19 protein-coding genes and 1 pseudogene are annotated in these 20068 nt (G+C 39.4%); 12 read left to right on the forward strand and 8 right to left on the reverse strand.

Features of this window, described 5'->3' with window-relative positions; all coding sequences use genetic code 11:
* Positions 1-118 precede the first annotated feature (118 nt).
* The 4 genes from ACE1CI_RS25260 to ygfZ all read left to right on the forward strand — a co-directional run bounded on the left by ACE1CI_RS25260 (position 119) and on the right by ygfZ (position 3964).
* The gene (locus ACE1CI_RS25260; RefSeq protein ID WP_413264624.1) at positions 119-733 is read left to right on the forward strand and encodes a GNAT family N-acetyltransferase; all 615 of its coding nucleotides are present in this window, start codon (positions 119-121) and stop codon (positions 731-733) included.
* 206 nt (positions 734-939) lie between these two features.
* On the forward strand, positions 940-2451 hold the full coding sequence (locus tag ACE1CI_RS25265) for a GGDEF domain-containing response regulator (protein WP_413264623.1): 1512 nt from the start codon (positions 940-942) through the stop codon (positions 2449-2451).
* A 62-nt stretch (positions 2452-2513) separates the two neighbouring features.
* The gene (locus tag ACE1CI_RS25270; RefSeq protein ID WP_413264622.1) at positions 2514-2897 is read left to right on the forward strand and encodes a hypothetical protein; all 384 of its coding nucleotides are present in this window, start codon (positions 2514-2516) and stop codon (positions 2895-2897) included.
* 29 nt (positions 2898-2926) lie between these two features.
* On the forward strand, positions 2927-3964 hold the full coding sequence (gene ygfZ / locus ACE1CI_RS25275; protein WP_459564063.1) for a CAF17-like 4Fe-4S cluster assembly/insertion protein YgfZ: 1038 nt from the start codon (positions 2927-2929) through the stop codon (positions 3962-3964).
* A gap of 120 nt (positions 3965-4084) precedes the next feature.
* On the opposite strand, the gene ACE1CI_RS25280 is transcribed toward ygfZ, so the two are convergent.
* The 6 genes and pseudogenes from ACE1CI_RS25280 to ACE1CI_RS25305 form a co-directional block, all read right to left on the reverse strand.
* Positions 4085-4720, reverse strand: a complete 636-nt coding sequence (locus tag ACE1CI_RS25280; RefSeq protein ID WP_413268420.1) for a Uma2 family endonuclease — start codon at positions 4718-4720, stop codon at positions 4085-4087.
* A 72-nt stretch (positions 4721-4792) separates the two neighbouring features.
* Positions 4793-5080, reverse strand: coding sequence for a (2Fe-2S) ferredoxin domain-containing protein (locus tag ACE1CI_RS25285; RefSeq protein ID WP_413268419.1), 288 nt, complete (start codon positions 5078-5080; stop codon positions 4793-4795).
* Positions 5081-5200: 120 nt separating this feature from the next.
* Positions 5201-6175, reverse strand: a complete 975-nt coding sequence (locus ACE1CI_RS25290; protein WP_413268418.1) for a cysteine synthase A — start codon at positions 6173-6175, stop codon at positions 5201-5203.
* A 47-nt stretch (positions 6176-6222) separates the two neighbouring features.
* Entirely contained in the window at positions 6223-6807 is a 585-nt protein-coding gene (locus tag ACE1CI_RS25295; protein ID WP_413268417.1) for a Uma2 family endonuclease, read from the reverse strand.
* A gap of 20 nt (positions 6808-6827) precedes the next feature.
* Positions 6828-7181, reverse strand: a pseudogene (locus ACE1CI_RS25300) (Uma2 family endonuclease); the annotation flags it as partial.
* A 59-nt stretch (positions 7182-7240) separates the two neighbouring features.
* Positions 7241-7879, reverse strand: a complete 639-nt coding sequence (locus ACE1CI_RS25305; RefSeq protein WP_413268416.1) for a peroxiredoxin — start codon at positions 7877-7879, stop codon at positions 7241-7243.
* A 368-nt stretch (positions 7880-8247) separates the two neighbouring features.
* On the opposite strand from ACE1CI_RS25305, the gene ACE1CI_RS25310 reads away from it, so the two are divergent.
* From ACE1CI_RS25310 to ACE1CI_RS25335, 6 genes are all read left to right on the forward strand, one after another.
* Positions 8248-10224, forward strand: coding sequence for an SPFH domain-containing protein (locus tag ACE1CI_RS25310; protein WP_413268415.1), 1977 nt, complete (start codon positions 8248-8250; stop codon positions 10222-10224).
* Positions 10225-10532: 308 nt separating this feature from the next.
* Positions 10533-12347 (forward strand): protein kinase domain-containing protein, encoded by a 1815-nt coding sequence (locus ACE1CI_RS25315; RefSeq protein WP_413268414.1) that lies wholly within the window; start codon positions 10533-10535, stop codon positions 12345-12347.
* Positions 12348-12354: 7 nt separating this feature from the next.
* Entirely contained in the window at positions 12355-12537 is a 183-nt protein-coding gene (locus ACE1CI_RS25320) for a type II toxin-antitoxin system HicB family antitoxin (RefSeq protein WP_413268413.1), read from the forward strand.
* Complete coding sequence (locus tag ACE1CI_RS25325; RefSeq protein WP_413268412.1) at positions 12521-12793, forward strand: DUF4926 domain-containing protein; 273 nt, start codon at positions 12521-12523, stop codon at positions 12791-12793. Before ACE1CI_RS25320 ends, ACE1CI_RS25325 begins: the two co-directional genes overlap by 17 nt.
* 20 nt (positions 12794-12813) lie before the next feature.
* Positions 12814-13467, forward strand: coding sequence for a restriction endonuclease subunit R (locus ACE1CI_RS25330; protein ID WP_413268411.1), 654 nt, complete (start codon positions 12814-12816; stop codon positions 13465-13467).
* A 16-nt stretch (positions 13468-13483) separates the two neighbouring features.
* Entirely contained in the window at positions 13484-14131 is a 648-nt protein-coding gene (locus ACE1CI_RS25335) for a restriction endonuclease subunit R (RefSeq protein WP_413268410.1), read from the forward strand.
* 11 nt (positions 14132-14142) lie between these two features.
* Here the strand turns inward: ACE1CI_RS25335 and hisIE are convergent, their stop codons facing one another.
* Positions 14143-14790, reverse strand: a complete 648-nt coding sequence (gene hisIE / locus ACE1CI_RS25340) for a bifunctional phosphoribosyl-AMP cyclohydrolase/phosphoribosyl-ATP diphosphatase HisIE (protein WP_413268409.1) — start codon at positions 14788-14790, stop codon at positions 14143-14145.
* 105 nt (positions 14791-14895) lie between these two features.
* A complete protein-coding gene (locus ACE1CI_RS25345; protein ID WP_413268408.1) occupies positions 14896-15108 on the reverse strand; it encodes a ChaB family protein in 213 nt (70 codons plus the stop codon).
* Between the two features lie 122 nt (positions 15109-15230).
* On the opposite strand from ACE1CI_RS25345, the gene hemL reads away from it, so the two are divergent.
* Both hemL and ACE1CI_RS25355 read left to right on the forward strand, forming a co-directional pair.
* The gene (hemL, locus tag ACE1CI_RS25350; RefSeq protein ID WP_413268407.1) at positions 15231-16529 is read left to right on the forward strand and encodes a glutamate-1-semialdehyde 2,1-aminomutase; all 1299 of its coding nucleotides are present in this window, start codon (positions 15231-15233) and stop codon (positions 16527-16529) included.
* A 396-nt stretch (positions 16530-16925) separates the two neighbouring features.
* Positions 16926-19949, forward strand: coding sequence for an ATP-binding protein (locus ACE1CI_RS25355; protein ID WP_496615803.1), 3024 nt, complete (start codon positions 16926-16928; stop codon positions 19947-19949).
* Positions 19950-20068 lie beyond the last annotated feature (119 nt).

Here is a 20068-nt window from a genome sequence, read left to right on the forward strand (position 1 = left end):
TTGATGTTTGCCAATAACCTTAGCTAAGATTTTTAGATTTGTTGGAGAGAGCAACCCCCTGAGAGGCAGTAAAATCATCAAACGCTATACTCTATCTATAAAATAGGCAGATTCACCAATGACAAACAACGAAATCATTCATCTGAAAGCGCAACAAATTCCAGCAGCAAGCGAAGTACTGGCAAAAGCATTCGAGAATGAGCCAGTTTTTAGTTACATCTTCCCAAAAGAAGATCAAAAAAGAATGGGTAAAATGAAGCAGATATTTATCTCTTCATTGCGCTACAGCCAGCCTTTTGATTCAATTTACACAACTGATGCTTTGAAGGGTGTGGCAATTTGGATACCCCCAGGCAAATATCCTATGGGCTTATGGCACACAGTTCAGTTCGCTTTAACTTTGCCATTTAAAGTTGGTTGGGGAGGGATTGGACGGGTAATTTCGCTATCTAACAAAATAGAAGATTGTCATCAAGAATGTATGTCGGAGCCCCACTGGTACTTAAATGTACTGGGTGTTGACCCCGCTTATCAAGGTCAAGGTGTGGGTGGAAAGCTCATCGAACCGATACTCAAACAAGCAGATGGGGAAAATTTGCCCTGTTATTTGGAGACTGATAGCGAAAAAAATGTCAACTTTTACCAAAAGCGGGGTTTTCAGGTGGTTAAGACTTTTGATTTGCCTGAAAGTAACCTGCGCCTTTGGGGGATGCAAAGAGAACCACAGGGTTGATGCTTCAGAGAGATTTTCGAGTAAACGGAAGCATTTGTGACCTTTCTCACAAGGAAAAAACCTTTTCCCTCACAATGTAACAAAGGTTTCTAGCACGTTATTTATACCTAATTGTCACAGGAACTCAACTCGGCTAATCACTTGAGCCACTAGCTAAACAAGGAATACTGTTAAGCGTCATCGATTTCGTACTAACAGATACCTGAATGGCTAGTAAATTCTCCATGTCGCAAACTGGATTCACCACTCAAATAAACGCATCTGCTAAACCTGGGCTGATTTTTATCATTGGAAATAATGCTAATAATTTTGATTTGTTATCAAAGTTATTAACGGAATCTCGGTTTAATGTAGTGGTAGCAAAGAGTGTTGATTCGGCTATTTATCAAGCTGAATATGCCCGACCAAATTTGATGATTTTAGATATCACGGAATCAGAGTTTAATGGTGTAAAAGCTTGTCAATCATTGAAAGAAAACAAAATAACTAAAGATATTCCTTTGGTTTTGCTTGCTGACATCTCTCATAAAGAGGAGAAGATTAAATGTTTGGAAATTGGTGCAGTTGATTATATCAATAAACCAATTCAACCAGAAGAAGTTTTAGTCCGAATTAGAAATAATATAACTATCTGCGAGTTGCAAAAACAAGTGCATGAACAGAATCTCCGCATTCAACATCAAATGGCTATTCAGAACTTAATTGGGTTGATGCAAGAGCGAATTTGTCAGTCTGCTAAATTAGAAGAAATTCTCAGCGATGCTGTTAATGAACTCCGGGGAATTTTGCAAAATGAGCGGGTGTTTCTTTATCAATTGGGGCAACACTCTATGCAGGCAACATCTTTGGATTTGATGAATTTAGAGGCTAATTATAACTCTTATCTTAGTAAAGGTTCTGATTACATCCAAAACTACCAAGAAACAAAAGCTGGTTATTTTCCCAACTTAAATGAGTACCAAAATCCCCTAGATCAAGTTGAAAATAAGTCTAATTTAATACTTCCGATTCGACAAGCAAGGAAAATCTGGGGATTTTTAATTGTCGAGAATCTTTCACAAAAATCTGAGGGGCAGGAATTAGAGGTGGAGTTACTTAAGCAATTGGTGAGACAGGTAGGAGTTACTATTCAACAAGCACAACTCTATGAGAGATTACAGACAGTTAATGAAGAGTTACATCGTTTGGCAACTTTGGATAGTTTGACTCAATTAGCAAATCGGTATTGGTTTAATATGTACTTGAGCCAAGAATGGCAACGTTTATTAATTGAGGAGGCACAAGGATTTAGGTTTAAAGGTAATTCAAATTGTTTATCTTTGATTATGTGTGATGTGGATTACTTTAAGCTCTATAATGATAATTACGGTCATTTGGCGGGGGATTTTTGTTTACAGGAAGTGGCAAAAGCGATTCGAGAAACTGTAAATCGTCCTGCTGATTTGGTGGCGCGTTATGGTGGGGAAGAGTTTGCGGTGATTTTGCCCAATACAAGTGCAGAAACGGCGTTTGATATTGCAGAAAGGATTCGGACTAAGGTTAAAGGTTTACAAATTGCTCATTGTAAATCACCGATCGCTCAATATGTTACTCTCAGTTTAGGCGTGTCGAGCATTGTTCCCCATCGGGAGTCTTCGCCGGAAGAGTTGATTGCGACGGCTGATAGGGCGTTGTATCGGGCGAAGGAACAGGGACGCGATCGCACTTATCTCTTATAGTGGTTACAATGAACCTCTTAGGAGTGATAGTCTAAAATCTATTCCCATCCAAATTGATACCAATGAACCCGAAAATTACTAATATGGTGGCATGGCAGCAAGCTGAGTTGTTGATGCAGCCCGCCTATCTTCGGATTGTTGATAATCTTCGCAAACAGTTGGAACAGTCTGCTTGGAAGGGTACTTATGAGGAAGTACAAACCCCTTATCCGGGTTATTTACTGCGTTTGCAACACAAGGAGCAGGAGTTTACTATAAATTTGTGGGAACTTTGCTTTCAGGTGTGTTTTCTGGAGTACCAGCCTACTCATTCTGAGTTAGAAAGCCAAGATGTTCAAATTGATACTAGTTTAATTGATGAAACTGGGGATGTAGATTGGGAAACTTTGGAGGCGAAGACGCAGAGGATAATCGCAGAAATATTTACAAATTTACCAGCTAGTTAGTAAACTTTTTATCTTGGAGGTAGGTGAGGATGATGGAATTACGTGATATTCAAGTAGAGGCTGGGGCGATTATTGTAGATGGAATAGTGGTTAGTTTTGGGAATGAGTTGGATGCTTTGCTGGCGGCTAGGGAAGGGGTGGCTTTGTGCGATCGCACGCATTGGGGTAGAATTTTAGTTAGCGATGACGATCGATCGCGCTTTTTACACAATCAAACCACAAATGATTTGCAATCTCTGAAACCTGGTACAGGTTGTGATACAGTTTTTGTTTCTTCTACAGCCAGAACTATTGATTTAGTAACTGCATATATTTTGGAAGATGCAGTGTTACTTTTAGTGTCGCCCAATCGTCGGGAATATTTGCTGCAATGGATGGATAAATACATCTTTTTTGCTGACAAGGTGAAACTAAAAGATATTACTAATGATACTGCTACTTTCAGTTTAATTGGGCCTGAGAGCGAGCAAATTGTTAAAAAATTGGGTGCAGAAGCGATTATTAATCAAGCTTATGGTAATCACCAGTTATTTAAGTTAGAAGATATTGAATTTCGAGTTGCTGTTGGCAGTGGTTTAGCAATTCCCGGATATACTTTAATTGTGGCTGCTGAATATGCAGCGAAGTTATGGAAAAAGTTGGTAGAATTAGGTGCAGTTCCTTTAGGCGAACAAGGTTGGGAACAGTTAAGAATTACTCAAGGAAGACCTATTCCAGACCAAGAATTAACAGATGATTATAATCCTTTAGAGGCGGGTTTGTGGCAAACAATCTCTTTCACTAAAGGATGTTATATTGGTCAGGAAACTATTGCCAGATTGAACACTTATAAAGGTGTGAAACAGCAACTTTGGGGGATTCGTTTAGCTGCGCCTGTGGAAGTTGGAAGTGTGATTACTTTGGATGATGAAAAGGTAGGAAAACTTACGAGTTTTACCGAAACTGAAAATGGTTATTTTGGTTTGGGTTATGTGCGTACAAAAGCTGGCGGAGAAGGTTTAAAAGTGCGAGTTGGTGAGGTGGAAGGTGAAGTTGTCGAAGTTCCGTTTTTGACTCGTGAAAACTAGGGCGGGCTCTCCTGCCCACCCCACAAGAAAGCTATAACTCTTGTGGGGTGGGCAGGAGAGCCCCGCCCTATCCTGAGATAACTATTATCACTTTATTTATTTGCATCTACTTAAAATAAATTATTGCTGTTCTCTTACCCAAGAGCGAAAAGCTTTTAAAGTAGCAGTTTCCCCATCAATTAAACTTTGACGAATGAAGCGAGGAATCGCATCCAAAGCTAACCAAGGAAAAGTCCGACTTTGCGATACTTGATTATAAATCAAAATCGGTTCTTGTAACACATAAACTTCTAATTTCTGCCCATCATAACGCCAAAATTCGGGAATTCCAAGTGCAGCATAAATCGGACGTTTGTCTAAAGAACTGCTGGTAATATCAATTTCAACTACTAAATCTGGAGGAGGGTCAATTTCAAGATTAATGTTTTGCTTATGCCTAACTAAAGGTTCACTTTGGATATAATAACAAGAATCGGGTTCTGCACCCTGTTGCATACTTTCTCGTTTTAAGGTTAAAGAGCCAAATTTCTTTAAGTTTAAGTTTAACTCATCTGCGATCGCACGCACCAAATCATCAATAAAGCGGTTGTTATTTTCATGCTCTCCCAAAGGTGTCATAATTTCCAAAAATCCTTCATAATAAGCTAGGCGGATTGCTCTGTCTTCTCCTAAATCTACTAACAATCTCTCAAAAGTTTGCCAACTGACATTTTTTAAGATTACCCTTTGTTCGGCGGGTGAAGTTGCTACAATCATAAGTTTTTTAGAGATTAAGGTTAATATTGAACCGCTCCAGACGCAGAGGATGCAGAGAGAAGAGAAGGAGGATTACTTTAATTGGGGATGGAATTTAGCATAAAGCATTGTTAGGACTGGTTTACCATTTTTTAAATGTCGTTCTATCACTGCTGGTACTTCATCTGGGTTTACGCGATCGTACCAAAAATGCTCAGGTTCTATCAATACCATCGGGCCATTACCGCATTGTCCTAAACAGGTGCTAGCAGTAACAGTAACGTCGGGTACGGGATGCGCTAAAAAAGCTGCTAAAACTTTTGCAGCACCTAATTTTCGACAACCTTTACTTTGACAAATTAAAACTGTTTTCGCAGACATTGGTTATTGGTTATTTGTCATTGGTTATTGGTCATTTGTCAATTTGTCATTTGTCATTAGTTTAATATTTTCAAATTACCAACGACCAACGACCAACGACCAATGACCAATGACAAATAACTAATCTGGTGATAGTCCTTTTGAGGCTAACCATTCTTGATTGTACAATCGTGATTGATAGCGGGAACCACCATCACAGAGAATGGTAACTATTGTATGTCCGGGGCCTAATTTTTTGGCAATGGCGACAGCTGCGCCAACGTTAATGCCTACAGAACCTCCCATAAATAAGCCGTCTTTTCGTAATAATTGGTAAATTACCCGAATAGCTTCTTTGTCATCGATTTGAATGGCATCATCGATCGGTGCGCCTTCCATATTAGCTGTCACCCGACTGTTACCAATCCCCTCTGTGATAGAACTTCCTTCGATTGTAATTTCTCCAGTTTTGGCGTAACTGTACAATCCACTTCCCATTGGATCTGCCAAAATGGTTTTAACATTGGGATTTTGATCTTTGAGAAACATCGAGACTCCGGCGTAAGTTCCACCTGTACCCGTAGCGCAAGTGAAAGCATCAATTTTCCCGTTTGTTTGTTCCCAAATTTCTTTTCCGGTAGTCTCGTAATGGGCAAGTCTATTCGCTAGATTATCAAACTGATTCGCCCAAATCGCGTTTTCCATCTCCGAAGCAATCGTGCCGGAAAGTCTAACATAATTGTTTGGGTCTTTGTAGGGTACGGCAGGAACGGGACGAACTTCTGCACCTAATGTCCGCAATGCGTCCATTTTCTCCTGAGATTGAGTGTCTGGGATAATAATCAGGCATTTGTAACCCTTGGCGTTGCAAATATGCGCTAGTCCAATACCTGTGTTTCCCGCAGTTCCTTCAACTACTGTACCCCCCGGTTTGAGTAAGCCTTTCTCTTCTGCTTCTTTAATAATATAAAGTGCGGCGCGGTCTTTCACGGAACCACCTGGATTGAGAAATTCTGCTTTTCCCAAGATTTCGCAACCTGTTTCTTCGCTGAAGCTGTTTAATCTAATTAGGGGCGTGTTGCCAATTGTGCCGATAAATCCGTTTTTGATGTCCATGCTCAGTTTACCTTAGTGCTTCCCATTAAAAATTTTGACCTATATTCTTACCAAATTTTACTCAAGTTTAAAATAAATCCAGGTAAAACTGGATCTCCGCTGATAGTTGCTGGGTTATCTAAAATTTCTACTTCTTGATTTGGGCGATAAATATAAACTTTTCGATTCTTTCTATCAATTAACCAACCTAACTGAACTCCTGGTTCCCTCATATATTCTTCCATCTTTTCTTGCAGAGGTTTCAGATTATCTGAAGGCGACCTGAGTTCGATTACAAAATCTGGACAAATCGGCACAAATTTATCCTGTTGTTCTTGTGATAAAGTATTCCAACGTGAAAGTTTCATCCAAGAAGCATCGGGTGCTCTTTCTGCACCTGTAGATAGTTTAAAACCACCGTTGGAATCAAAACAAATACCCGTTCCGTCTTGCTCTGACCAAATATATAATTGCCCAGCTATACTAAAATTGCGATTGCTTGTAGTTCCACCTGTGGGTGGCATAATGATTAACTCTCCTAATTGATTGCGTTCAATGCGAAAATCCCGGTTGATTTGACAGAATTCAAAAAATTGGTCGTCTGTCATTTGCAACTGTGGCGGCATCCGCAATACTATCTGTTCGGAAAGCATACTTTATTTCCTCTCTTAATTTACCAAACTTTACTCAAATTTAAAATAAATCCAGGTAATACTGGATCTCCGCTGATAGTTGTTGGGTTATCTAAAATTTCTACTGCTTGATTTGGACGATAAATATAAACTTGGCGATTCTTTCTATCAATTAACCAGCCTAACTGTACTCCTGGTTCCCTCATATATTCTTCCATCTTTTCCTGCAAAGGTTTTAGATTATCTGAAGGCGACCTTAATTCTACTACGAAATCTGGACAAATCGGCGCAAACTTTTGTTGTTGTTCTGGGGTTAAACTATTCCACCTTTCTAATTTTATCCAAGATGCGTCGGGCGCACGTTTCGCACCTGTTGATAAAGTAAAACCCTCAGATCCCCGACTTCTTCAAGAAGTCGGGGATCTAAATTGGCAAACTTCAGCCAAACTAAAAATTATTTGTTTGGTTGAGGAGTCATCCGCAAATAAGGTTTAACTTCTTCGTATCCTTTGGGGAATTTCTCTTTCAAAACTTCGGGATCTTTCAAAGATGGTACGATTACTACATCTTCGCCATCTTTCCAGTTAGCAGGTGTCGCTACACTGTAATTATCTGTCAGTTGCAAAGAGTCAATTACCCGCAGAATTTCATCAAAATTTCTTCCAGTGCTCGGAGGATAGGTAAAGCTCAAACGCAGTTTCTTTTGCGGGTCAATCACAAAAACTGTCCGAACTGTTACCGTGTTGGTAGCATTGGGGTGAATCATGTCGTAAAGGTCTGAAACTTTCTTATCTGGATCTGCCAGAATTGGATAGTTCAGCGTTACGCTTTGTGTTTCTTCAATGTCGCCAATCCAGCCTTTGTGCGATTCTACATCATCCACGCTCAGCGCTAATACTTTTACGTTGCGCTTGTCGAATTCTGGTTTGAGACGGGCGACTTCGCCTAATTCGGTGGTGCAAACTGGTGTATAATCTGCGGGGTGAGAGAACAGGACAACCCAGCTGTCTCCAGCCCAGTCATAAAAGTTAATCTCGCCTTCGCTGGAGGCTTGAGTAAAGTTGGGAACGGTGTCGCCTAGTCTAAGCGCCATAATCAGGTTTCCTCTGCGCTGAAACCGCTAAAATATTTACTTTGCAATCATGCCATAAAATCCGATCTTTCCTACCGGATTTTAGATATTTTAATGTTTTAGTTAAGTTTTTTGTAACTTTTGATACAATTTGGCGGCTGAGAGGCTGCTATGGACAAACTGAGAAAATTTGTTAGGCTAGAATCTACTTTATACTCTCTAGGTGTCTGGAAAATAGCCTTAATTATTAAGTTTAAGTTAAGGCTTAAGATTGCATATTTTTTTGATTCTTTCCCAATTCTTAATTAAGTACGTCAGTAAAAAGTAGGGCTGGCATTGTATTAGTTAGCAAGTGGAGAGTTTCCACTTTTATTGGAGATAGAAGATATATGTCTCGTTTCAAATTTTTTAACAAGTTTTTACCTTTAGCAGCATCTTTGTTGGTGGCTGGAATACCAGCGGGTGCGATCGCCTCAAACAAACCTCAACCAATCAACCAGCAGCAACCCAAATCTGAAGAAATTCAGTTGATGCAAGCTGATTTCGGCTTCAGTTTGCCAATCTGGATTTATGCAGTAGGAGGGGTTGTAATAATTTTCATCTTCTTACCTAAAATTGGTTGGATTTTAGGGTTAATAGTTATTGGCGAAAGAGAAGTAGGAATTGTTACCAAAAAATTTGCCGCTAAGAGTTTGCCAGCAGGTAAATTAATTGCCCTTAATGGTGAAGCGGGTTTGCAAGCAGATACCCTGCCACCGGGATGGCATTTTGGTTATTTCCCTTGGCAATATAGCATTCGCAAAGAGCAAGTGATCGCTATTCCTCAAGATGAAATCGGTTTAATTGTTGCTAATGATGGGGGAACTATTCCACCTAATAGAATTTTAGGCAAAGTCATTGACTGTGATGATTTTCAGAATGCTCGTAAGTTCCTGACTAATGGAGGCGAAAAAGGTCGGCAGTTGGCTGTTCTGACTACCGGAACTTATCGAATTAATACGGCTTTGTTTGAGGTAATTACCTCCACTAATGCTAGTAAACATGGCATGAAACCAGAGCAACTTAAACTCTACAAAGTTGATCCAGAACGAGTGGGAATTGTCTCTACTTTAGATGGTATTCCCATTGAAGAAGGTGAAATCGCTGGGCCTATAATTCCCCAACATGATAATTTCCAAAAAGCGCAAAGTTTTATCAATGGTGGGGGACGTAGAGGTTTGCAGGAACAAGTAATGCTGTCGGGTTCTTGGAATCTCAATCCTTGGTTTGTGAAGGTGGAACAAGTGCCGATGACGGAAGTGCCGATCGGTTATGTAGGCGTAGTAATTTCTTTTGTGGGTCGATCGCACGAAGATATCAGCGGCGAATCTTTTACTCACGGAAATTTAGTTAATAAAGGTGACAAAGGCGTTTGGATTGAACCTTTGTATCCCGGTAAACATCCCCTCAACACAAAGATTATGAAAGTGGAATTGGTTCCCACAACTAATATAGTGTTGAACTTTACGGCACGATTCAGCGGCGAACATGGTTATGATTCTAAATTGGTTGCTTTGAAGTTGCTTTCTTTTGATGGTTTTACATTCGATTTAGAAGTTTTCCAAATTATTCATGTTGCTGCTGTTGATGCACCAAAAGTAATTTCTCGTTTGGGTTCGATGCAGAATTTAGTAGATCATGTTTTGCGTCCAATTGTAGGTAATTATTTCCGCAATTCTGCACAAGAATACACGATTTTGGATTTCTTGGTCGATCGCGCACAACGCCAAGCAGAAGCAGCCGAGTACGTGCGTCAGGCGTTGCGTGCTTATGATGTGCAAGCGGTTGATACGCTGATTGGCTTGATTTCGCCTCCACCAGAACTGATGCAAACTTTGACCGATCGCAAAATCGCTGAAGAACAACAAAAAACTTACGAAGTGCAACGGGTGGCGCAGTCGCAGCGTCAAGAACTGGTGCGGGAAACAGCTTTGGCGGACATTCAAAAAGAAGTCGTGACAGCAGAACAAGGTGTTAAAATTGCGGAACTTCATGCGACTGCAAAAATTAATGAGGCGCATGGGGAAGCGGAATCAATTCGAGTCACTGGAGAAGCGAAAGCCGATGCTTATCAAGCTGGTGTAAATGCTTTGGGTTCGCAATCTTACACGGCGTTACAATTAATGCAGGTGATTGGCGATCGCAAAGTGCGAGTTGTTCCCGATGTAGCTGTTAGCGGTAATAGCCAAGGTTCAGGTTTAGTTGATGGTTTGATGGGAATGTTGTTGTGGAATCAAACTAAAGAATTGCAAAGTAATGGTAAAAGTAATGGTCAGAATTTAATTGTCAAAAGCCAAATAGAAGATGAGTTAGAAAAGGGCGGTTAAAACCGCGTCTACACAAACGAAGTCCGCCTTCGCGGACTTCTAACCTGCGAAAGCAGGTTTTGTCTGTATACTCAGATCTTGCACCAGTCCCAAAATCCGCCTGCGAATCAATTCGCACCGCGAGTAGCTAAAGTCCTCTAAAGAGGACTAAAATATTTGAAATCAAAAGCTTTCAATATTTGAAATCAAAAGCTTTCAGTCCACTTCAGTGGAGTTGAGCTATTAGCCTGCGAATTGATTCGCAGGCGGGCTAAAACGACAGGTGCAAGATCTAAATATAGCCTGCAACTTCAGTTGCTAGGATAAAAATGAGTCATGAAGGCAAAGAAGTAATTTGTTTCAACCCTAGTTGTAATGAGTCACAAAATTACGATCGCAATTCTTTAACCTGTCAATTTTGTGGCTCTACTTTGCTTCTCAAAAATCGCTATCGTGCGGTTAAAGTTTTGGGTAGGGGAGGCTTTGGACAAACATTTTTAGCCTTTGATTTGGCTGAAGATTCTCCTACCCTTTGCGTTATCAAACAATTTTGGCAAGTTCTTGATCGGGGAGATGCGATCGACAAATTAAAAGAATTAGCCAAGCATCCCCAAATTCCTGATGTTATAGACAGTTTTGCCGAAAATGGCTATTTCTACCTCGTACAAAAATACATAACCGGAAAAAACTTAGCAATACTTTTAGGAGAAAAGGGTCAATTTAGTGCCGCAGAAGTCTGGCAAATTTTGGAAAACTTACTTCCCGTTCTCCAATTTATTCATTCCCATCAAGTCATCCATCGCGACATTAAACCTGAGAATATTATTCAAATAAAATCGTTAAATGATTTATTTTTAGTCGATTTTAGTGCAGCAAAACTGGTGACAGAAACTTCCTTTGTTGTGCCAGAAACGACGATCGGTAGTGCTGAATATGCTGCACCAGAACAAGTGAGAGGAAGCGCAGTTTTCAGCAGCGATCTTTACAGTTTAGGCGTTATTTGCCTGAATTTACTAACAGGAATTCGTCCGTTTCACCTGTTTGATTTGGCGAATAACTGTTGGGTGTGGCGGAATTATTGGCTGTCAGACTTGACAAGTTCTGTAGAATATGATTTGGCGCAAATTCTCGATCGCCTAATCGAACCTTCATTAGAAAAGCGATTTACTTCTGCTGAAGTTGCACTCACCGAAATGCAAAAACTCAGAGGTAAAAAAATCCCGATTCCCGTACCTCCTGCCACACAAAATTGGGAAAATTACGCCACACTTGTCGGTGATGGAGGGCTATTTTCTGGGATTAATGCGATCGCTCTTTCTCCTGATGATAAAATGCTTGCCAGTGTCAGCGACGATCGAACAATTTGCTTATGGGATATCAGCACAATCAAAGAGAATTTTACCATAAAAGGTCATACAGGAAAAGTTAAATCTGTTGCTTTTTATCCCCATTCACCAAACATATTAGCAAGCGGAAGTAGCGATCGCAAAATTAAGCTCTGGGATCTGCAAAAACGCCAAGAAATTCACACAATAGTCGGTCACAATGGCGCTGTCAACGCTTTAGCATTCAGTTCTGAAGGGCAAATTCTTGCCAGTGGTAGTGCGGATAAAACTGTAAAATTATGGCATCCCGAAACAGGAGAACAGATAACAACATTATCGGGAGCTAAATTAGGGATAAATGCGATCGCTTTCAGTCCAGTTTCGCCTCTATTAGCAAGTGCAAGTTCCGATCAAATTGTCCTAATTTGGGATTTAATAAAATTTGAATTAATTTGTACTTTGGTTGGACATACTGGGGGAGTTAGAGCGATCGTATTTAGTCCCGATGGCAAATTACTAGCCACAGGCGGCGAAGACAGAACAATTCGCCTTTGGGATACCACAACTTGGCAATGCAATTCTATTCTTTCAGGACATCCTTGGTTAGTTTCTGCACTTACCTTTTCCCCCGATAATCAAATTCTTATCAGTGGAAGTTGGGACAAAACTGTAAAATTGTGGCAAATTAGTAGTGGAAAAGAAATAGGAATGCTCGTCGGTCATACAGATTTGGTTAGTTGTGTTGCGATCGCTTCTGATGGCAGTTTCATTGCTAGTGGTAGTCAAGATAAAACAATTAAACTATACAAGCAAAATTAGTAGATTAATGGAAATAAACATTATCATTGAAAAAGACGAAGATGGTTTTTACGCCTATTCTCCTGAGCTTGAGGGTTGTCAAAGTCAAGGAGATACTTTAGAAGAAGTGAAAGCAAATATTAAAGAAGCTGTTGAACTTTACTTAGAAAGTTTATTTTATCCTAATCAGGAACATGAAGAATCAGAATAAAAACCTCCAACTTTTAGATACTGTCGCTGTCCTCAATCCAATTTCTGCTGAAAGATTAACTTTAGTTGAACCTCAGTATACTTCTATAAACAGTCTACCCGTTGGGTTAGTTGGGACGGTTGTTGAAGTATACAATTTTGAAAATGAAAGCAAATATTTAGTAGAATTTGCTGATAACCAAGGACAGGAATATGCAATGGCTATTTTGAAAGCAGATGAACTGATTGTATTGCAATATGAACTGACATTAACCTAAAATAAACGGGAGTGAAAGCCATGATAACCTTAAGAGCTAGAAACCTAAATCTTAACGATGTTAATCGTCTGCTTAATATAGAAGAAAAACTAGATGAAGTTTCGTTTGCAGATTTATTAACCCTCGAACCAATAACTAATTTAGAACAACAAGAAATTGTCCAAATCTGCAATGATTTTCGTCCTTACGTGAGATCGAAAAAAGTTTCGGAAGGACAAGTAAAACTTCTCACGGTTTTTCCTTTGCTGCGATTAGCTGGTTTCTATCATTACCCAATCCAAATTAATGTAGAAGAAGGTATCGATAATATTGTAGTTGAAGACGAAGATACAACTATTACTGGACGTTTTGATATTGTCGCAGTTAACAGAAATATTTTTACGACAAATAACGTTCCTTTTTGGATTTTGGTAATTGAATCAAAAGAACTGGGAGTAGATGTTCTTCAAGGTTTACCACAGTTGCTTGCTTATGCTTACAATAGCTTAGAACGCCAATCATCAGTTTGGGGAATGGTGACTAATGGATTGCAATATTTGTTTGTGTTGATTCAACAAGGAAATCCGCAAACTTATCAGTTAATTATGCCAAGATTAGATTTATTTTATTCTCAGCAATCTGTATTGTTGCTGCAAGTTCTTAAAGCTATCTGTAAGTTAGAGTTTAGTTCTTGAAAATCGTAACAAAGCTATGACAAACACTCGCAACGCTAAAGAATTAACCTTAGCAGATGTGCAACGTATCTTCGGTTTCCAGATGCAATTTAATGGTTCTTTTACACCTTTATTAAATCTGGAACCTTTAACCGAATTTGAACAGCAGGAACTTTCGCAAATTGTAGAAGATTATCGTAACTATTTTTTAGAAAGTAAAGTTGGAGAAGGGTTGGTAAAAGCGTTAACTACTTTTCCCTTATTGCGGTTGGCTGGTTTTTACCGTTCTCCTATTAAAATAGGTTTGGAAGAGAATATCGCTCAAATTCAGATTGAAGATGAGGATACCAATATTACTGGAAGATTAGACATTTTAGCTGTTAATAAGAGTATCCGAACTGCAACTGATACACCTTTTTGGCTTATTGTGGTTGAATCTAAAAACAGTCTAGTTGATCCAGTTGCAGGTTTGTCTCAATTACTCACTTATGCTTATCAAAGTTTAGATCATCAAACATCTGTTTGGGGATTAGCTACTAATGGTTTGCGTTATCAGTTTGTTTATATTCGGTTAGGAGATTCGCCAACTTATCAGATTATGCCTGATTTAAATTTGTGGGAGATCGATCGCACCCCCCAAATCCTACAAGTCCTCAAAGCAATCTGCAAACTACAATCCCAGTAATAGCAAAAAACCTATCTCCGCCGTTCCTGCAACTTCCGATAAACCGCTTTAATATCAACATTATGATGCGCTAAAGCGACCAAAGTATGATAAAATAAATCGGCAACTTCTCCGGCAATACCTTCTTTATCATCATCCTTAAAAGCCATTACCACTTCAGCGGATTCTTCGCCAATTTTCTTTAAAATCTTGTTATCTCCACCCGCAAATAACTTGCAAGTATAAGACTCTTCATTGGGATGATCTCTACGATCGCAAATCACCTCAAACACCTGTGATAAAGTATCAGCAGGTGGCGCAATCTTCGAGCCGTTTACTTGATGAAAACAACTGCGTTCCCCAGTATGGCAAGCAATATCACCAATCTGTTCCACAGTAATTAGTAGTGCGTCGCTGTCGCAGTCATAACGCATACTTTTTACGTTTTGCACATGACCAGAAGTTTCCCCTTTAGGCCATAATTCCGATCGAGAACGACTCCAAAACCAAGTTCTTCCAGTTTCCAAAGTTTTGGCTAAAGATTCCCGATTCATCCAAGCCATCATCAAAACTGTACCATCAAGGTAATCTTGAACAATAGCCGGGACTAATCCCTTTTCGTCATAGCGAATTTGCTCGATCGGGATAGACTGGTTAAGAGCCGTTAAATCAGCAGGCATAAACTTCGGTCACAAAAGCAGAGTAGATTGCTTATTCTAACCGTTTTCGATCCCTTTTTGGGAGCGAGTAACAGGGAACAGGGAGAATTTTTAACTTCTGCCTTGTTAAACTAGTAAAGGTTTTGCAGCCTCAGTCAGGGTACTATAAGAATTTGCGGCTTGAGTTCTTACAGCACACCAAGCAACCTGATGAGCTTTTGACTCTTCACCGTACCAATGAATAGCACAATTGAACGCTGCTCGGTATAATTCTTGTGCAGCTTCCGAAAGGCGATCGCGCACATCTGCTGGTAAATCTTGATTGCTCTTATATAACATTTTTGGTTTACGGGTAGATTGGGGGTAACGAGAGAGTAACATTGTCAATCATTAGGTTGCGTCTAACTTGAGACAGACTTTAAAGCCAAGACAGGCAAAGACTTACAGTTAAGGAGACAGCTTTGGTGACCACCTCTTTTAAAACCACCAAATCAGAAGAAATTTTTGCAGCAGCACAGAAAATCATGCCAGGAGGCGTGAGTTCTCCTGTGCGTGCTTTCAAATCAGTGGGAGGACAACCCATCGTCTTTGACCATGTTAAAGGCGCTTATATCTGGGATGTCGATGGAAATGAATACATTGATTATGTAGGAACTTGGGGCCCAGCAATCTGCGGTCACGCGCATCCCGAAGTAATTAAAGCACTGCACGAAGCTTTAGAAAAAGGTACCAGTTTCGGCGCACCTTCAGTCCTGGAAAATGTCCTGGCAGAAATGGTAATTGATGCCGTTCCTAGCATTCAAATGGTGCGGTTTGTCAATTCTGGAACCGAAGCTTGCATGGCGGTATTGCGTTTGATGCGTGCTTTTACCGGACGTGAAAAAGTAATTAAATTTGAAGGTTGCTATCACGGGCACGCCGATATGTTTTTGGTGAAGGCGGGTTCCGGCGTTGCTACCCTTGGTTTACCCGACTCCCCCGGCGTTCCCAAAGCTGCAACCAGCAGCACTCTCACCGCACCTTACAACGATTTAGAAGCGGTGAAAGCTTTGTTTGCTGAAAACCCAGGTGAAATTGCCGGGGTAATTCTGGAACCAGTTGTCGGTAATGCAGGTTTTATTACTCCCGATGCCGGATTTTTGGAAGGTTTACGGGTAATTACAAAAGAAAACGGCGCATTGCTGGTGTTTGACGAAGTAATGACTGGTTTCCGCATTGCTTACGGCGGCGCACAAGAAAAATTTGGCATTACTCCCGATTTAACCACTTTAGGTAAAGTTATTGGTGGTGGTTTGCCAGTGGGTGCTTATGGCGGTAGACAGGATATCATGTCTATGGTGGCACCTGCTGGCCCAGTGTACCAAGCGGGGACTTTATCCGGCAATCCCTTGGCAATGACGGCGGGGATTAAGACTTTGGAATTATTGCAAAAACCTGGCACTTACGAGTATTTGGAAAAAATTACCAAAAAACTTAGCGATGGTTTGTTGCAAGCTGCGAAAGACGCTGGTCATGCTGTTTGCGGCGGTCACATTAGCGCCATGTTTGGTCTATTCTTTACTGGTGGCCCAGTGCATAATTATGAGGATGCCAAGAAGTCGGATACGGCTAAATTTGGTCGTTTCCATCGCGGAATGTTAGAACATGGTGTTTATTTGGCACCTTCTCAATTTGAGGCTGGGTTTACTTCTTTGGCGCATACGGATGCAGATATCGATCGCACTTTAACCGCTGCAAAGGAAGTTCTCTCTACTATCTAAAATATCTTTTACTGGTGGTGGAAAATCCTAGTTTTGGGGACTGGGTACAGGGGACTAGATTTCCCGATCGTCGCAACCAATAAATGATAACCACATCCTAAATATTTCTCGGCGCTACCCCGTCTCTCTAGGCGGGGTTTACTTGTATGTGATTTTAACTATTTGTTGATACCAAATCCGGGTTAGTTACCCCCTCTACCTTCTCCGTCTTTCCTCTGCGTCCTCTGTGTCTGGAGCGGTTCATTAATAAAAGGGGTTTTTCACCCGGATTTAGTATGAGTTATATTCTTTCATTACAAATTCTTAATTTTCCGTAGTTAATCGGGTATCAATTACTTCAAAAAACTAATAAAATTGCTTTATCTGCTAAAGTATAGCCCCTAGCCAGAGTAAAAAATGGAATATTCGTTACCACAAAGAAATATAGGAAAATTTTCCAAATTTATTAAATTACTGAAAATGCTATCTAAATTTATCAGCGTAATCAGTATTTTATTTGGTTTTTACCTTTGTTTTATTTCGTTGATTACTCCAGGATTAGGATTAATTTTTTCTGGGTTAACATTGTGGTTATGGCATCAGGAAAAGATTAAAGGTAAATTGATATTTTTTAACTTTATCGGTTTAATAATAATTATTTTTGTAGAATTTACAGAAATTTTTCCCTTAATTTATAAAATAAGTTTCTGGAAAATACCGGGAAATATAATAGCTAGTACAGCTATTAGCTTAATTTTTCTAAGCATAGGCTTATTACTATTAATCAATAAGTCTTATAGTGCTGCTCAATTTTTTAGCGTAATCGGCTTTTTAATATCTTTAATTGGTTCTTTGGGCGAGGCTTATCAAATCAAAGATTTTTACGTATTTGGTTCTTATACGAAAATGTTATTGCCTACAAGTATGGCAATAATTTTATTATCTTTGGGCATTTTGTTTGCTTCTCCCGAACATGGTTGGATAAGAACTTTCACTAGCGAAAATGCTGGGGGAATAATGGCGAGACGGATGTCGCCTATAGCGATCGCAATGCCATTAATTGTCGGCTGGTTAATCTTAATAGGTTATCGCAGTTATGCCTATTCCCCAGAAATTGCTATCACTTTATTAAGTGTATTGAATATTATATTTTTTAATTGGGTAATTTGGTGTACTGCCAGATTTTTAACCAGAGTTGATACCCAAAGACAAAAAGTACAAAAAGCCCTGCAAGAAAATGAAATTAAATTTCACGCGATTTTTGAGCAATCATTTCAATTCGTCGCTTTATTGCAACCAGATGGTACTTTAATTGAAGTCAACCAAACGGCATTAGATTTTGCTGAAGTTTCCTTATTAGATGTAGTTAACAAACCTTTTTGGCAAACCCGATGGTGGATAGATGAAGAGAGATTAATTACTCGGTTATCTATTACTAGGAATGAAAATTTTTCAGCAGTACAACAACAACTAAAATCTGCGATTAACCAAGCAGCAAAAGGGGATATAATACGTTATGAAGTGGATGTTTGTGGAGGAAATAATCAGGTGGCAACTATTGATTTTTCTCTCAAACCATTGCGCGATCGCACCGGAGAGATAATATTATTAATAGCCGAAGGGCGCGACATTAGCGATCGCAAACAAGTCGAAACAGCTTTACGAGAAAGAGAGCAATTTTTAGCCAGTATTTATGATGGCGTTAATTACATTATATGCGTCGTCGATGTGGCTGAAAATGGTCATATTACTTATGCTGGTTGGAATCCAGCAACAGAAAAAATTACGGGAATTAGTTCTCAAGCTAGTTTTGGTAAAACTCCTGAAGAACTTTTTCCTCCCCATTTATCCAGCGAATTTCGCCAGGGATTTAACCAATGTTTAGCCGCAAAAGCTTCTATTTCTTATGAAAGCTGTACGAAAGTTGAGGATGAAGAAGTTTGGTTAATAGCAACTTTAACTCCTCTAAAAGATCCCGGAGGAAAGATTTACCGGATTATTGCTACTTCTACTTATATTACCGAACGCAAAAAAGCCGAAATAGCTTTACAAAAATCTGAAGCACAATTCCGCAAACTAGCGCAACAAGAAGCATTAATTAATCGCATTGCTAACCAAATTCGTAACTCTTTAGATATCGATCGCATTTTAACCACTACAGTAAATGAACTGCGTAACTTATTACAGATCGATCGCGCCGCTTTTGGTTGGTATCGTTATGATACTAATCCCCAAACTTGGGAATGTATTAAAGAAGCAAAAAACGCACTTTTACCTAGTATATTAGGATTATACAAAGCAACTGTGCTAGGCCCTTTATGTGAAAAAATTCTCAATCGGGAAACCTTCCAAGTTGATGAAGTTAGTAGTTGCCAAGACCCAATTTTGCGCGAATTTCTTTTAGACTTAAGTTATACTTCAATTTTAATTTTACCCATTCAAACGCAATCCGGGAAAGTTGGCGCTTTTAGTTTTGGACATACTAGAAATAAACGCCCATTTACTGATAGTGAAGTAGAATTAATCGAAGCGGTGGGGGTGCAGTTGGCGATCGCCCTTAACCAAGCTGAACTTTACGCCCAAAGTCGTGAACGTACCCAACAATTAGAAACAGCATTACAGGAATTACAACAAACTCAAACCAAATTAATTCAAAGCGAAAAAATGTCCTCTTTAGGACAAATGGTAGCAGGTGTCGCCCATGAAATTAATAACCCTGTCAGCTTCATTTATGGCAATATTCAACCCGCTACCGAATATATCCAAGACTTACTTAAATTACTCAAACTTTATCAATTCCATTACCCAATTCCTGCACAAGAGATCCAAATGGAAGCAGAAGCAATTGATTTAGAATTTTTGGTCGAAGACTTACCCAAAATATTAGCTTCTATGAAAGTAGGCGCAACTCGAATTCGAGATATCGTGCAGAGTTTGCGAATTTTTTCTCGCTTAGATGAAGCTGATATGAAAGTAGTCGATATTCACGAGGGAATTGATAGCACAATCATGATTTTAGAACATCGACTAAAAGCAAAGCCTCACTTCTCTGGAATTTCGGTATTTAAAAACTATGGCAAACTACCCCTAGTAGAATGTTATCCAGGACAATTAAACCAAGTATTTATGAACATTTTAGCTAACGCCATAGATGCTTTAGAAACTCAACCAGAACCGCGAAATATTACTATTAGTACTCAAGCCAAAAACCAATTAATCATCATTAGTATTGCTGACAATGGTGGAGGAATGCCTAAAAATGTTAAAAGTAAAATATTCGATCCATTCTTTACTACAAAAGCTGTAGGTAAAGGTACAGGTTTAGGATTAAGTATCTCTCATTCAATTATTGTCGAAAAACACAATGGTAACTTGAAATGTAACTCCGAATTAGGTCAAGGAACAGAATTTATTATTGAAATTCCTGTTCGACAAAAATAATTCCTTATTAACTATAAGTTTTTCCCAAAAAATTACATTGCATATTATAAATATAATAAAATTAATAATATTTTCAAAGCACAGATTTGCATATCTGTTATACTAACCTGGAATATTCA

It is taken from the genome of Floridaenema flaviceps BLCC-F50 (assembly GCF_041929275.2).
Lineage (GTDB): Bacteria > Cyanobacteriota > Cyanobacteriia > Cyanobacteriales > Aerosakkonemataceae > Floridanema > Floridanema flaviceps.

Bases quoted from the DNA above. Each gene is read 5' to 3' on its own strand.
- ACE1CI_RS25280 (WP_413268420.1), bottom strand. From the start codon at position 4,720: ATGATTGTAGCAACTTCACCCGCCGAACAAAGGGTAATCTTAAAAAAT.
- hisIE (WP_413268409.1), bottom strand. From the start codon at position 14,790: ATGCCTGCTGATTTAACGGCTCTTAACCAGTCTATCCCGATCGAGCAA.
- ACE1CI_RS25295 (WP_413268417.1), bottom strand. From the start codon at position 6,807: ATGCTTTCCGAACAGATAGTATTGCGGATGCCGCCACAGTTGCAAATG.
- ACE1CI_RS25270 (WP_413264622.1), top strand. From the start codon at position 2,514: ATGAACCCGAAAATTACTAATATGGTGGCATGGCAGCAAGCTGAGTTG.
- ACE1CI_RS25265 (WP_413264623.1), top strand. From the start codon at position 940: ATGGCTAGTAAATTCTCCATGTCGCAAACTGGATTCACCACTCAAATA.
- ACE1CI_RS25325 (WP_413268412.1), top strand. From the start codon at position 12,521: ATGAAGAATCAGAATAAAAACCTCCAACTTTTAGATACTGTCGCTGTC.
- ACE1CI_RS25345 (WP_413268408.1), bottom strand. From the start codon at position 15,108: ATGTTATATAAGAGCAATCAAGATTTACCAGCAGATGTGCGCGATCGC.
- ACE1CI_RS25355 (WP_496615803.1), top strand. From the start codon at position 16,926: ATGGAATATTCGTTACCACAAAGAAATATAGGAAAATTTTCCAAATTT.
- ACE1CI_RS25335 (WP_413268410.1), top strand. From the start codon at position 13,484: ATGACAAACACTCGCAACGCTAAAGAATTAACCTTAGCAGATGTGCAA.
- ACE1CI_RS25305 (WP_413268416.1), bottom strand. From the start codon at position 7,879: ATGGCGCTTAGACTAGGCGACACCGTTCCCAACTTTACTCAAGCCTCC.
- ACE1CI_RS25330 (WP_413268411.1), top strand. From the start codon at position 12,814: ATGATAACCTTAAGAGCTAGAAACCTAAATCTTAACGATGTTAATCGT.
- ACE1CI_RS25290 (WP_413268418.1), bottom strand. From the start codon at position 6,175: ATGGACATCAAAAACGGATTTATCGGCACAATTGGCAACACGCCCCTA.
- ACE1CI_RS25285 (WP_413268419.1), bottom strand. From the start codon at position 5,080: ATGTCTGCGAAAACAGTTTTAATTTGTCAAAGTAAAGGTTGTCGAAAA.
- ACE1CI_RS25315 (WP_413268414.1), top strand. From the start codon at position 10,533: ATGAGTCATGAAGGCAAAGAAGTAATTTGTTTCAACCCTAGTTGTAAT.
- ACE1CI_RS25320 (WP_413268413.1), top strand. From the start codon at position 12,355: ATGGAAATAAACATTATCATTGAAAAAGACGAAGATGGTTTTTACGCC.
- ACE1CI_RS25260 (WP_413264624.1), top strand. From the start codon at position 119: ATGACAAACAACGAAATCATTCATCTGAAAGCGCAACAAATTCCAGCA.
- ACE1CI_RS25310 (WP_413268415.1), top strand. From the start codon at position 8,248: ATGTCTCGTTTCAAATTTTTTAACAAGTTTTTACCTTTAGCAGCATCT.
- ygfZ (WP_459564063.1), top strand. From the start codon at position 2,927: ATGATGGAATTACGTGATATTCAAGTAGAGGCTGGGGCGATTATTGTA.